The sequence below is a fragment of the Moraxella sp. I5G genome (genome assembly GCF_055193055.1).
Genome location: NZ_JBUXLH010000001.1, coordinates 101,935 through 116,729 on the forward strand (window position 1 = coordinate 101,935; position 14,795 = coordinate 116,729).

Consider the following 14,795-nt stretch of genomic DNA (forward strand, 5'->3'; position numbering starts at 1 on the left):
ATTGATTAATAGAAGACCATTTTACTATAAATTTGCAGTTGATTGATTTATGACGCAAAACATTCATTCCTCAAACTCACTAGAAACTGCTGAGATAAAACCTAAACCTATTTCGTTGTGGGTAACGTTTGGGTTTTTTGCCTTTGCCTTATTTTTGGGGTCTTTGGGTTATTTTTTTCGCTGGCTTGCTGGTGATACATGGGCGCAAATTTTGCCACACGCTGCCGCTGTTTTATCGTTCTTTTTGATTGGAGTACCAGTTTTGACGTGTATAACGGCTTGGCTTATGAATAAATATTCCAAAACAAACATTCATATGCAAAATGCTTGCACATTAGGATTGTTGTTATCTTGTGTGATGATTTTGACCATCATGGGGCAATACAGTTAAAAAATCATTAAAGAATTTATAATGTTTAAACAAGACCTCAATCACGCTATTAAGTAAAAATATCATGAAAATCAGTAATATAATTCCAGATAGTTGGGTGCCAAAAGACCTGCCCAAATCGCTTGCTTTTACTTTGATTGTAGTCGTTATGTTGCTTGGTTTGTCAGGATATCGTTATGGTGGCGGTGACTATTTGCAAAGTTTTTATCATGTGGCAGAAAACTGGGTGCTGTATTTGATACTGTTTCCAGCACTGACTGCACTGGTTAGCATGCCCATTAAATATCGCGATGATGGTTTTGATGTAAAAATGGCTTATTATTTAGGTATGTTTGTGGGGCTTTTATTTATGCTTGCCAAACTTCGCTATTGGCGCTGATTGAAAATTAAGGAAAAATCCTTATTATTATAAATTCCATTGTATATCAAATCATAGGATTATTTATGCCAAACCAATTACATGATACCATGAAGCGAGTTTATGAAGCGCTTGATATTTCTGAGCAAAAACTAGCAGAATCTTTGGGTTTAAAATTATCTACAATTATTAATTGGCAAAAAAATGGTATTTCCAAAATTGGCATTAACAAACTAAACCAGACATTTGGACTAGATACGCAGTGGATTTTAACAGGTCAAGGCGAGCCTTTTATTAAAAAATTAACCAAAAAATCAAAACTTAAGTCAGCCAGCGCACCTGGCAAGAAACCAAAACTAACCGCAAAAGAGGCTTATCTGGAATTTTTGCAACGCGATGACGGTATGCTTGTACTGCAAGAAGTTGGCGACAAAGAACCTTTGGTAACCATTTGTTTTGCTGATAAAATTAAAGAAATGCTTGGACAAGAAAATCTTCAAATGATAGGGCAACATATGATTCAGGCGGCAATTGCGACATTTATGCAAAAACAAATGAATCAATATCATGCTCATGTGTTTGATGAAAAACCAAAGCGATTTAGTTGAATTTGGCCAATTTAATAGTTTGCCAATATATAAAATTTAATAAAGAAAATTAGGTTTGATATGAACACCCCAAAAGTCCAAATCACCCATCCAAAATCCACCGTCAAAGCAAAAAAAGCACTCATCTGGATAGACTTGGAAATGACAGGTCTAGATACAGTCCGTGATGAAATTATTGAAATTGCAACCATTGTTACGGATGATGATTTAAATATTTTAGCAGAAGGACCTGTATTGGCAATCAAAGTGGCTGATACTGTGCTAAACAACATGGATGATTGGAATAAAAATCAGCATGGTCAATCAGGATTGATTGATAGAGTGCGCCGTAGCACTGTTACATTAGCGGATGCCCAAACAGCAACGTTAGAATTTTTGGCAAAATGGGTGGATAAAGGCGTATCGCCAATGTGCGGTAACTCAATTTGTCAAGATAGACGTTTTTTAGCGCGACAAATGCCTGATTTAGAAGCCTATTTTCATTATCGCAATTTGGATGTGTCAAGTGTAAAAGAATTATGTTATCGCTGGCGACCTGATGTGGCAAATAGTTATCAAAAAGGCGGTACCCATTTAGCTTTGGATGATGTTCGTGATTCCATTCGCGAACTGCGTCATTATCGCGAGCATTTTTTCAAATTATTAGACTGATTGTAAGTTTAAAATTAATAGTTACATGCATTTTTGCTAAAAATAACCATGATTAAGAAAATTATTGCTTTTTTACTGATGGGGATTGCGTGTTTTTTTGCTATCCAAAATTATCAACATCCCCAATTAAAATTTAATCATGGTTTGGATAGACTGACGCATCCTTTTGATACTAGGGTTCGTTATCGTATTGGTCAGGTGGATAATCGTTTTGGTTTAACTGAAACTCAAGTCATTGATTTGAGTGAAAAGGCAGCAAATATTTGGCGTGATGGTACAGGTAAAGAATGGTTTGTTTATGATAAAGATGCACGATTAACCATTAATTTTATTTATGATGAACGTCAGGCAGAAAGTGATGCTCGCCGTGATACCAAGTTTGCGATTGATGGCATGGTTATGTCGCACCAAAAACAATCTGCAAAAATAGATTCTGATAAGCGGTCTTTAGATATTGAATTTAATGCGATTCAAAATCAAGTTAATCACTGGCAAAGCAGTTATAATGAATTAGTAAGCCATATTAACAGCACTCAGGACCCAACCATTCGTCAAAATTTATTAAATGAACACCAAGCTATGTTGGCTCAAAAGCAGGTTTTGGATAGTAAGGTTTTGGCGTATAATCAAAAAAGAGCATCATTTAATCAATTTGTGGATGAATTTAATCAACACACTCAAACCATTAACACCGCCATCAATAATGCTAATCGCCGTTTTGTTGCTAGACAATTTCATAAAGGAATTTTTAACGGCAAAGAAATTAACATTTATGAATTTAGCTCATTAGATGATTTAAAATTGACCTTGGCTCATGAATTAGGTCACGCTCTAGATATTGGTCATAATGACGACCCTAGCGCATTGATGTATTCTATGGCAGGCGAACAGGATATGGCGAATTTTAAATTAAAACCCGCTGACATTGAATTGTTAAATCATCGTGGTGAACATGATCGGCTATTTTAAAATCAAATGTTGCTCAAAGGTTGCTTTTAATGCACTGATATTTTCTTCATTTGGATGAATGCGAAAACGAGTATTTACCTGGATACCACAAGTAGCACAGTCATCATAAAGATAGATAAATACAGGTAAACATCCATCAGACACTGATAAATTATCAGCATTATTAAATGAATCGTCTTTGTTAATCGTGGTCAAAAATTCAGAGCTTGGCGGATTATTTTCTTTAAGTAGCCCAAATAACTCAGTCATTTTTTGTGTATCTTGACTGTGTATTTTGATGTGCAAAGCTGTTAGGTAATTAAGCCGACATTCTAAGAGTGAGTAAGCGTAACGCAATGTAGCAAAAAGCCGTCCATCACTTTCTCTAGCGGTGAGTTTGACTATGATAATTTCACCAATTTTAAACAAATGTTTGAGTCGGTTAAATTGCTCTAAATAACAACTGATTTCACGTCGATAAGTTCCATCATCTAAAGTAATGGCAACACGATTGCCAAAGTTTGCAACATCAACAATCAGCCCTGCAACTTTGCTAACATCCTTAAATCCTGTATCACTAAGCTGGGCTAAACTAGCCGTTGTTGTGTAATTTTTTAGTTCTTGACGGTATTCATCCATTGGATGTCCTGTCAAATACAAACCTAGTTTAGCGTTTTCGCCTGCCAAACGTTCTTTACTGCTCCAAATAATCGGCGCTAAAGGCGGCGCGACAGACAGCCCATCATCAACTTCAGCAAATAAATCCAGCGTACCATTGTTTTTATTTTCCCGATTTTGGTTGGCAACCTCCATAGCTTTGGGTAGCTGCTCCCATAAACCGCCACGAATTTGATAATTTTGGTTTTTACCGTCAAGATTTTGTAAATGTGGCGCAAGTTTATATGCCAAATCATCAAAACAGCCAGCCAAAATCAATGCTTCTAAAGCCAATTTACCCACTTTTTTGGTATCAACGCGGTTGCAAAAATCGTATAAATCCTGAAATTCCCCATCTTTTCTTGCCTGAACGATACTGGCAACAGCATCAATACCCACACCTTTTACAGCACCTAAGCCATAAATGATGGTTTGTGGATCGTCTGCGATAAATTGCCATTGGCTACGGTTTACACTGGGTGGAAGCACGGTTAAACCAAAGTTTTCTTTGCAATCATTAATCAAAAAAACCACAGTGTCTGTATCGCTCATCTCCGATGTTAAAACCGCTGCCATAAATTCGGCAGGGTAATAATATTTTAAATAAGCGGTTTGATAGGCGAGCACACCATAAGCCGCTGAATGTGATTTGTTAAAACCGTAACCGGCAAATTTTTCCACCAAATCAAAGATTTTTGCCGCCAAATCCCCATCAATATGCTGACCAATAGCCCCTTGTACAAAAACTTCTCGCTGTTTTGCCATCTCTTCAGGTTTTTTCTTACCCATAGCACGTCGCAACATATCAGCTCCGCCAAGCGTATATCCTGCTAAAACTTGGGCAATCTGCATCACCTGCTCTTGATAAACGATGACGCCATAGGTAGAGTGTAAAGCAGGCTGCAATGAGGCATGTTGAAAGTTTGGGTCAGGATAAGCAACTTCTTGAATGCCATGTTTTCGGTCAATAAAATCTGACACCATGCCTGATTCTAAAGGACCTGGACGATATAAAGCGCACATTGCAATGACGTCTTCAATATTAGTTGGCTTTAGCTGTTTTAAATATTTTTTCATGCCACTGCTTTCAAGCTGAAACACTGCTGTGGTATTGCCAGATTGTAAAACATTTTGGTAGACATCTTTGTCGTCAAGTGGTAGGGTGTCCAAATCAATGGGCGCTTCCCCTTCTTTTTGACGACGTTTATCAATGTTATCAATTGCTGCCTTGATAACAGTTAAATTACGAAGTCCTAAAAAGTCAAATTTTACCAATCCAACCGCTTCAACATCATCTTTGTCGTATTGACTGACAAAATGCCCTTCGTCATCACAATATATTGCGCTAAAATCACTAATTTGATTGGGGGCAATTAAGACCCCGCCAGCATGTTTGCCAACATTTCGGGTAATGCCTTCCAATTTTTTTGCCATTTCCCAGACTTCTAGTGCTAATTCATGGTCAAGTGTATCAGGATTGGTTAACAAATCCTTTAATTGAGGCTCTTCTTCAATAGCTTGGTCAAGAGAAATCCCCGGTGTTTTAGGAATTAGTTTGGATATCTTATCACCAAGCCCATAAGATTTACCTTGCACTCGCGCCACATCTCGCACCACCGCTCTTGCTGCCATGGTGCCAAAGGTGATAATTTGGGAAACGGCTTTTCTGCCATAAGTATGAGCGACATAATCAATCACGCGGTCGCGCCCTTCAATGCAAAAATCCACATCAAAATCAGGCATGGATACCCGTTCTGGATTTAAAAATCGCTCAAACAGTAAATCGTATTTTAAAGGGTCAAGGTCGGTAATATTTAGAGAGTATGCTACCAGTGACCCTGCCCCAGAACCACGACCTGGACCAACAGGCACCCCATTTTCTTTTGCCCAGCGAATGAAGTCCATAACAATTAAAAAATAACCTGGAAACCCCATTTTAAGAATGATATTAATCTCATAATCTAAACGTGTATCATAGGATTTTTTAATATCTTGCCAATCGCTGCTTCGGGTATCAGGTGGATACAATTTATCTAAACGTGCATTTAACCCTTCGGCGGCAGTTTTTTTAAAAAAACTCTCAATGGTTTCACCTTCTGGAATGGGAAAGTCGGGCAGTACATTGATTCCAAGTTTTAATTGAACGTTACAGCGACTTGCCAAAAGATTAGTATTTTCAATTACTTGCGGAATATCAGCAAACAAAGCACTCATTTCCGCCTGACTTTTGAAATATTGTTGTTCGCTATACAGTTTGGGTCGGTTATTATCATCTAAAATATAACCGCCAGTAATACAAACCCGAGCTTCATGTGCTTCAAAATCTGAACTGGCGGTTTCTTCTTTACCAAGTGTTTGTAAGCTTGGATTCATAAAACGCACATCATTATGAGCGATAACAGGAATATTTTTTTGACCAGCATAAATAATGGCGTTTTTATTATAATCATCATCATGCAAGTGTGTACGTTTGATTGCCAAATATAAACGATTATCAAAGGCATCTTGCCAGGGGGTTAGCATTTCTAGCACCCGATGGGGATAATTACCGTTCAAAATAGGAGCAATTTCTGACCGATGTGTTAAAATCGCAATAATGCCGTCGTTTTTGGCAAATAAAGCTGATTTGGTTACGATGGGTGTATCAATGGCAACTCGGCCATTATCATTTTTTGGGCGATCGATGTAGCTATTTGAAACCAGCTGCAAGATGTTTTGATAACCTGTATTATTCATGGCATATAAAATAACACTAAAGTTATGATCTTCAGCGGTGCGGTCAATGGTATCACCAACAATAACCTCAACACCTAAGATTGGTTTGATTTTGTGTGCAAGACAGGCTTTGTAAAATTTTACCAAAGCAAAGGTGTTGGATAAATCAGCAAGTGCCAGACTGATTTGCCCATCTTGACTGGCTTTTGCAACCAGTTCTTTAATGCGAACAATAGAATCTACAATGGCGTATTCACTTCGTACGCCCAAATGGACAAATGACATATTTTTACCAGATAAATCAATAATTTAGAAAATTTAAAAAATATAAAACTTTGGGTGCATTATAACCAGTTTATCTGTTACAATCCATCTTTATTTATTGTTAAAATACTTACTGTTAGATAGTGTTTAAATAGACATTAAAATCTACAACTAAGATAAAAATTGTTATTAAAAATCAGACTATGTTTCATATTATCCAATCTAATGACCCAGATATTTTGGTCAATAAATTATTAGAATTTTACCAAAATCCTACCTCAACTTTATCGTTAAGCGATTTGGTGTTTGATAAATTCACTGTAATTGTGCCATCGATGGTGCTAGGTGAGTGGCTCAATAAACAAGTGGCATCTAGATTGGGTATTAGCACATTGTTTACTGCCCAATTTTGGGGAAAGTATCAATGGGATATGATAAAACACACTTTAGATTTTGATAAAGCTTATCAAGATGGGTTGCGCGTACCTGAGGTAGCAGTACTGTCAGCATCTATTATACGCTGGCGGATTTTTGGGTTTTTACATCAAGAAATCAAAGATAAAGGCATAACGTATATTTTGGAAAATGAAAATGAACCTTTAGCTTTTCTTTTAACGCCTTTATATGACAAACAAGAGAATAAATTTTTAGAAAATAGAATTTGGCAGGCGTGTGATGAATTGGCACGAATATATGTACGTTATCTAACGCATAGACCTAAATGGCTGCTCGCATGGGCAAAGGGCGAATCATTGGAACAAGCAGTGCAAAAGATGATGAATGACAAAATAAAAATGCACAGTGAATTTAATACCATTGGTTCTGATGGTATTCAAACAATCAATGATGATAATGATAATCAAATACCTGATTGGCTTTGGGATTATTATTTAAATTTGGAAAAACTACTTGGCTATTTGTGGTATCAGTTGTTTGGACAAACTTATCTGTATCGTGAAAAACTAGAAGATAGATTTTGGCAAATTTTAGAAGAAAAAAAAGATTTAAATCTATTTGCCCAAAAAATTTTACCACAACGACTTTATTTGTTTACTGTACAGCAAATCCCTCAGGTAGAGTTGGATTTTTTAAAACGTTTATCGCTATCCTTGGATGTGATTTTATTCCATTTTAACCCGTCAATGTTGTTTTGGGCGGACATTGTGGATAAAAATTGGTTATTAACTCAACAAATCATTAAACCTCAAAGTGTCTATTTAAAAGATTATGGTCATGGATTGCTTTCACGTTTAGGTAAGGAAAGCCGAGAAACTTTTGCCATGCTTGCTGACATGTCAGGCGGCGCTGATGAAAAAGAGCAGGCGTGGCAGATAGTGTGGCATGATGAATTTAAAGTGTGTCAAAAAGATACATTACTTGATCGTTTAAAACAAGATATCTTGATGCTTGGGGAGAATCAAACCAATGCCCAAACTACTCTAGGCGCTGATTTATTAAGCGTGCTTCAATATGATAATTTTAATAATCTAAATCAAAAATCGCGTCCAAAAATTACTCTACCATTGGATAAGATAGATAGTTTATCAATTCATGCTTGTCATAGTCTAAAGCGCCAATTAGAAATTGCACGCCTTATGATTGCTAAATATCTAAATGAAAATCCCAAAAGTACACTGGCGGATGTGGTTGTATTACTGCCTGATGTGAATCATAATGAAGAACTTATTCGGGCGGTTTTTCCAGAAGGTGTTGGCATAGATGGTTTAACCTTACCAATTAAAATTACAGGTACGACTGACAAAAATATTGATGAGCTTTTGACTGCTATCTCAGGATTTTATACATTGGTTGGCGATTCTTCATCTCGATTTTATGCAGAAGAAGTATATGAGTGGCTTATGACACCAGCTTTATATGAAAGTTTTTACTTAACTTTTGATGAGATAAAACGAGGCTGTGATTTATTAACAGAGGCTGGATTTAAACGCGGTTTTGATGAAAGCCATTTGAAAAAAACCTTGGCTGAAGGTGATGCGGATTACCGTTATAGCTTTAGTTATGCACTAGATAGAATGGTTTTGGGGTTGCTAGCACCAACGAATCATCGTTCAAGCTCAGCGCTGCATCCATTTAAATGGGAAAAAGATGCGTTTGTAGAAGCGGTATTACCATTGCAAACGGTAACTTTAGCCGACCAAAAGGTGATAAATGTTTTGACAAAAATCCATCAGGGGCTAGATGCTAACCGATATGATTATGATAAATTTGACCGAATTGAAGTAATTTTAAATAAAATTGAACAAAATATTATCAATCGTTATTTTGCTCGATTTAATCAAACCGAAGCTATAAATGCAATTTTTGCTACTAAAAATTCCATGATGTCAGATTTACGGGCTAACGCAAATTATCAACAATATCATAAGGATGCAAAAATAAAAAATAAAAAAGATAACATTCATCTAAGTTTGCAGTTTGTATTAAATAGTTTAACTCAAACTGTCAAGGCTCAGGCTATTAAAGCTGAACCTACCGATGTAATTACCTTTGCTCGGTTTGGCGCATTGCGTAGCATTCCCTTTGGATTGACAGTAATGTTAGATATGAATTTATCAGCATTTCCAAGGCAAGATAGGGCGGTGCGTTTGGATTTGATGCGTGCTGGTATTAAAAAACGTGGGGACCGTTACAACGAAGACGATGATAATGGAGCATTTTTGGATGCGATTTTATGCACAAAAGATAGGGTATTGATTTTTTATAATGGTGTTAGTGCAGATGGACAGACCTTATTATTGCCAGCTTCACCCGTTAGTGAACTGTTGCAGTTTTTTAAAACGGAAGCACGCTGGCAGACGCCACTGGTTGAGGGTTCTTTAAATGCAGATGATGATAAAATAACACAGGCTTTTCAAGAAGTATTGCCTAGTTTGATAGAATCTTATTTAGTTACTTATCACAGTGCTACTGCATTTGATTATTCAGTTTTTTATAAAGATGTTCCAGAGAACTATCTAAAAGAAACGGATGATATCAAGCAACAGATTAAAACTTACTTAAAGAAAAAATTAATGGAATTAAAATATTATCAACAATCAAATTTGCCGCCGCCTCAACTATGGCAAGAAGTTCGCGATATCTTGGATAAAAATGAACCTATAGGTAATAAGAATTTAGTAAATTTGCCTGATATCACGGTGGTGGAAAACATACAAAACCATCTACAAAAAACATTAGAGCTTGCTGAAAATTGGGTGAAATCTGAGCAATATCAAGAACAGTTTGCGGAACATTGTTCTAATTTCACTAATTTATTTAACATAATCCTTGATAATAATGTATCATCAAGAAAAATAACTAATAGTATAAAAAACCCTGCTTACGCTTACTTGTATGATAAAATACATTTAATAAAAGAAAATGAAGAAAAAGAACCCAATGAACCATTAACACTGGGTTTTTTGGAAAGTTATCAATTAAAAGAATTAATACTAGAAAATATTAAATTAACAAATCATGAAGCATTGATTAATTATCCAGAAGAAATAATTAATTCAAAAAATAAACAAGAATTAGAAAATAATATATTTATTAATAAATTAAATTCAATTTACTATGATAATTTACTTCCTGTTGGTTTATCAAGAGTTGATATTCTGAATGAAAAAATAGATGGGATTAATCAAGAAAGAACTGAATTTTTTAATATCTTAAAAAGTCACGATATTGATGTAGATGATTTGATTACCAAAACTAATGAACAAAGCATAACATTAAATTTTAATCAACAAAATGTTTTAATTACAGAAAATATACCAAGCATAAACAGCGATACTTGGATAAATATTTTACCAAAATCAGCGAAATCAACCCATTTATTTAGCTTTTGGATTTGTCATTTGATTTGGCAAATTGCTAGAAAAACAGATAATCAGAATATTAAAAATAATCAAGGTGTAAGTATTTGGCATTTTAATAAACAGAATCAAGATATTACAGATTATAAAAATGTTCAAATATTTAAAATCGTGCCCATTCATTATAAAATAGCACAAGCCTATTTATTTAATATGATGGTTATAGACAAAATTTTAAAACAAATCCCACTAATTTTTACAATTCGTGAAAGCGTTAATTATTGTTTAAGTGATGACAAATCGAAATTTATTGATGATAAAAAAAATTTTGATAAGTGGTTGGCAAAGGATTATCAAAATATTATTGATGAACAATGCAGTATGCATGAAACGTGGAAAATTATGTTATCTAATCATCAAAATCATTTATCAATAATTACCCGCCATATTCAATTATTAAAACCGCTTTTTGAGCTAATGGTAAAAAATTTACAACCAATTAAATAAATTTAAATTCAATAAAATAAGTTATGAACAAAGAACTTGATATCAGACTAAATAATTCACAAAATAACATTTCACCAGCTATCTCATGCAACTTGGAAAATGGTTATTTAATAGAAGCATCAGCAGGAACTGGGAAAACATGGACATTGACGGGTATTTTATTAAGACTGTTAGTTGAAAAAAAATATCCTCCAGAGAAAATTATTGCTACAACGTTTACACGGCTGGCTGCTGCTGAAATGCAAGAAAGATTGCAAAAAAGGCTAAATAATTTTTGTAAGTACCTTATTTGGATGCAATCAAAAAAAGAAAAATATCCAAATTGGTTTTCTTTAGGGGTTGATGAAAATATTTCAATTGATGATGTTTTAAATGAAATTAAAGACATTGCTTCTAAGGAAGAAATTGAAGAATATGACGATGCAATTAATTTACATTTAATTAAATTTTTATTAACAGACAGTCAAAATCATATACTAGAATTAACTATTAGACGTATTTCATTGTTATTATCTACGTTGGATAAGTTATTTATTGGAACAATAGATAGCCTTGCTCAGAAATGGCTAAAAGAGTTTTCTTCTGAAATTAGTTATAACACAGAAACTAAAATTATTGATGATTATAGTGATATCATTCATTCTTTAATTCATGATGAGCTTAGAAAATCTAGATATACATTAAGTCAAGAGTCGCCAGAACTCTATCAAATAATAGATAAATCAATATTTAGTGATACATCATCCATTGTCAAATTGATTAAATTATCTTTAGATTTTTATACCGCTAATATTGACAAAGTAGAAAAAGTTAATGATTTTTATTTTAAATGGATTAATGATTTTATTCAAGATTTTTTAAATCAAGATTTATCTGTTTTTAACCCTTATTACGATACTAATTATTGTACGGAAACGTGCGGATTTAAAAAAGGTATAATTTCAAATAATTTTTATTTATTAGAAAGTATTATTCAAAAGATTTATGATTACAAGATTGGCTTCATAAAATTTATAACAAAAGAAGAAAAAAATCTAATAGAAAAACTTGACGAAATAGATAGTGATAAATTATTTAAAAAAGGATATGAAAAATCAAGAGATGAATTTCATAAATTACCAATTTTATATCTAAAAAAACTAAATAAATTATTAAAGGATATTAAATCTGTTCGAGATAAATACAAAATATATTTATATAGTGAAATTGCTAAAACTGTAAAAGTGGAAATGAAAAATTATTTAGAGAAAAAAAATCAAAGTACTTTTACATTTCAAATGGTTCGATTAAATGAAGCACTAGAAGATAATAAAGAACTCACAAGATATATTCGTTTTTTATATCCAGTTGCATTAATTGATGAATCTCAGGATATTAGTGATTTACAATTTAATCTAATTAAATTAATCTACCTTCAAGACTTAAAAGAGCAACGAGATAAAGAGAAAAAAAGAACAAAACCAGGATTTTTACTGCTGGTTGGTGACCCTAAACAGGCTATTTATCGTTTTCGTGGTGGAGACGTTGCCAACTATAATCAGGCGAAATATTATGGTAAAAATCCCAACCAGCTAAATCATTTACCTATTTTGGATTCATCATTAACGTTAAATGTCAATCATCGCTCCAACTCAGAAATGATTAAAGCATTAAATAATTGGTTTTATGACAACCAAAAAACAAATAATGAAAATCATGCAAGATTGGGCGATGATATTTTTTATCAGGAAATTTTTGCTAAAAAAGACCTTAAGATTTTATCATGGCAGAATCATTTAACAAATAAAACCATTCCTGATTATTTGACAGATAAAACAATTAATATTTTATTTTATGATAATGATGATGTTAATGTATTTTCATCAGTTGCAAAACATATTAATAGTATATTAAATATGGATGGATTTATTGACGTTGATGGAATAAAAAGAAGAATAGTTCCAAATGATATTGCCATACTTTCAAGGAACCATGATAATTTAATAAAAATTAAGCATCATTTGCAGGAATGGAATATTCATTCAGTACTTCCAAAATCAATTAATATTTTTTCAACTCAAGCTGCAAAAGATTTACATAAATTATTATTAGCAGTTATGGATAATAGTAATAAAAATAAAATATCATTGCTATTAACTTCATCATTTTTTAATTTAGATTTGAATGAAGCAAATAATACTATCCTTAGTAATGATTTTTATTATAATAAATTTGTTACCTACTTAAAAAAAGCAAAATATAATTTCAATAGATTTGGTATTGCAAGTTTATTAAACTATTGCTTGTTAAATAATCCACTTTCAGGTAATTTAAATAACCAAGAAAATACTTTATGGAAACAAATTGCAAAATATAATGAAAGATATATTGCAGATTTATGGCAGTTGATAGAATTAATGAGTAATAAACAAGCGCTTAGAAATGTTCATGAATTGCATTTTATGTCTTGGTTTGAAAAAATGCTAAAATCAAAAAATGAAGAAGAGGCTTATAAACAATTGCCACTACCAAGCGAAGTCGGTATAAATTTAATGACTATTCACCGTTCTAAAGGTTTGGAATTTCCAATCGTTTATATATTCGGTTTAGATGATTCTATTATTAACAATAAGCAATTGTTTTATACTTATATTCATAAAGAGGACTATACAATACAAAGATGTATTTCTGCAAATGAAAGGTATATAGAAAAAAATCGTCATGAAGATATTGATGAATTACGAAGACTAAGTTACGTTGCACTAACTCGTGCTTCAGAGCAAACTTTCATTATCGCTAATCAAAATATCAAAAAAAATAAAATGGATGGCTGTCCTTTATATTCTTGGCTTGAATCTAATCAGCAAGAACAATTAAATATTCCAAGTCGTCTTACTAGCCAAATTGGTCAGATTCATTTAAATAAATGTCAAGATTTTATTTCAGAAATTTATCAGAATAAAAAAACAAATCAAGAAAAAATTACATATCATCATTGGAAAAATATTTTTACAAAAGATATTTTTTCTGGTACAGTCAATACCAGTGCATCGGCATTAATTAATCAATTAAAAATCAGTGATGACGAAAACGAGGTAATTGAATATATTAAAAAAAATAAAAATATAGAAAATACAAATATAGCATATAAACCAAATGATATCCGATTAAATTTTGAAAAAGGAAAATATGTAGGTACTTTTTTACATAAATTACTACAAGAGATAAATATTCATAATAAGGATGATATTAGTAATAAAATCAGTCAATATATCAAAAAGCAAAACATTGCTAAAGAATACGATAAAGATTATCAGGAAAATCACCAGCAATTAATTGAGTGGCTAATTCAAATCTATCACACTCCTATGAAATCATCTAATATCAGTATTTATGATGTGGATGAAAGAAAATGTATTAAAGAAATGAGTTTTTTATTGGGAATAAATGATAATTTTAGTATTCAAAAATTAAATTGTATTCTAAACAATAGTGGAAAGAATATTTTTATTAATGATGAAAATAGTGATTTTATTTATAAATATTTAAAAGGGGAGATTGATTTAGTTTATGAGTATCAAGGTAAGTTTTATATTGTTGACTATAAATCAAATTTTGTAAGTGAATATTTATCTGATTATCATCATAAAAATTTATCATATATTATGAATACTCAAGGATACTGGCTTCAGGCTTGTATTTATCAGTTAGCACTACATAAATTATTAAAATTAAGAATAAAAGATTACCAAGGTAATGAAAAAAAATATTTAGGAGCAATAGAGTTTGTATTTTTACGTGGGGTAGATAAAGAGTTTCATGATTCTGGTCGTATTAATTGGGATGTTCCAATAGATTTAATTTATCAATTAGATGGCTTATTTGTTAGTAAAAAATAG

Annotated in this window: 8 protein-coding genes; 7 read left to right on the top strand and 1 reads right to left on the bottom strand. The window is 32.6% G+C overall.

Going from position 1 to position 14,795, the window contains the following annotated elements; genetic code table 11:
- Positions 1–49: 49 nt before the first annotated feature.
- The 5 genes from ACZBKJ_RS00390 (at position 50) to ACZBKJ_RS00410 (ending at position 2,977) form a co-directional block, all read left to right on the top strand.
- Positions 50–391 carry a hypothetical protein gene (locus ACZBKJ_RS00390; RefSeq protein WP_463198911.1) on the top strand — a complete coding sequence of 114 codons (342 nt, stop codon included), beginning with the start codon at positions 50–52 and terminating at the stop codon, positions 389–391.
- Positions 392–455: 64 nt separating this feature from the next.
- Positions 456–770 carry a hypothetical protein gene (locus ACZBKJ_RS00395; RefSeq protein ID WP_463198912.1) on the top strand — a complete coding sequence of 105 codons (315 nt, stop codon included), beginning with the start codon at positions 456–458 and terminating at the stop codon, positions 768–770.
- 65 nt (positions 771–835) lie between these two features.
- Entirely contained in the window at positions 836–1,357 is a 522-nt protein-coding gene (locus ACZBKJ_RS00400) for a helix-turn-helix domain-containing protein (RefSeq protein ID WP_463198913.1), read from the top strand.
- A 60-nt stretch (positions 1,358–1,417) separates the two neighbouring features.
- Complete coding sequence (gene orn, locus ACZBKJ_RS00405) at positions 1,418–2,008, top strand: oligoribonuclease (protein ID WP_463198914.1); 591 nt, start codon at positions 1,418–1,420, stop codon at positions 2,006–2,008.
- A 48-nt stretch (positions 2,009–2,056) separates the two neighbouring features.
- Positions 2,057–2,977, top strand: coding sequence for a matrixin family metalloprotease (locus ACZBKJ_RS00410; protein ID WP_463198915.1), 921 nt, complete (start codon positions 2,057–2,059; stop codon positions 2,975–2,977).
- On the opposite strand, the gene dnaE is transcribed toward ACZBKJ_RS00410, so the two are convergent.
- Entirely contained in the window at positions 2,969–6,613 is a 3,645-nt protein-coding gene (dnaE, locus tag ACZBKJ_RS00415) for a DNA polymerase III subunit alpha (RefSeq protein WP_463198916.1), read from the bottom strand. The genes ACZBKJ_RS00410 and dnaE overlap by 9 nt on opposite strands.
- 182 nt (positions 6,614–6,795) lie before the next feature.
- Between dnaE and ACZBKJ_RS00420 the strand changes: the two genes are divergently transcribed.
- Together ACZBKJ_RS00420 and ACZBKJ_RS00425 are read left to right on the top strand one after the other, a co-directional pair.
- Positions 6,796–10,917 carry an exodeoxyribonuclease V subunit gamma gene (locus tag ACZBKJ_RS00420; RefSeq protein ID WP_463198917.1) on the top strand — a complete coding sequence of 1,374 codons (4,122 nt, stop codon included), beginning with the start codon at positions 6,796–6,798 and terminating at the stop codon, positions 10,915–10,917.
- Between the two features lie 23 nt (positions 10,918–10,940).
- Positions 10,941–14,795, top strand: a complete 3,855-nt coding sequence (locus tag ACZBKJ_RS00425) for a UvrD-helicase domain-containing protein (RefSeq protein ID WP_463198918.1) — start codon at positions 10,941–10,943, stop codon at positions 14,793–14,795.

What these genes read in the sequence shown, in the direction of transcription:
- ACZBKJ_RS00395 (WP_463198912.1), top strand. Translation starts at nt 456, where the DNA reads ATGAAAATCAGTAATATAATTCCAGATAGTTGGGTGCCAAAAGACCTG.
- ACZBKJ_RS00420 (WP_463198917.1), top strand. Translation starts at nt 6,796, where the DNA reads ATGTTTCATATTATCCAATCTAATGACCCAGATATTTTGGTCAATAAA.
- ACZBKJ_RS00425 (WP_463198918.1), top strand. Translation starts at nt 10,941, where the DNA reads ATGAACAAAGAACTTGATATCAGACTAAATAATTCACAAAATAACATT.
- orn (WP_463198914.1), top strand. Translation starts at nt 1,418, where the DNA reads ATGAACACCCCAAAAGTCCAAATCACCCATCCAAAATCCACCGTCAAA.
- ACZBKJ_RS00410 (WP_463198915.1), top strand. Translation starts at nt 2,057, where the DNA reads ATGATTAAGAAAATTATTGCTTTTTTACTGATGGGGATTGCGTGTTTT.
- ACZBKJ_RS00400 (WP_463198913.1), top strand. Translation starts at nt 836, where the DNA reads ATGCCAAACCAATTACATGATACCATGAAGCGAGTTTATGAAGCGCTT.
- dnaE (WP_463198916.1), bottom strand. Translation starts at nt 6,613, where the DNA reads ATGTCATTTGTCCATTTGGGCGTACGAAGTGAATACGCCATTGTAGAT.
- ACZBKJ_RS00390 (WP_463198911.1), top strand. Translation starts at nt 50, where the DNA reads ATGACGCAAAACATTCATTCCTCAAACTCACTAGAAACTGCTGAGATA.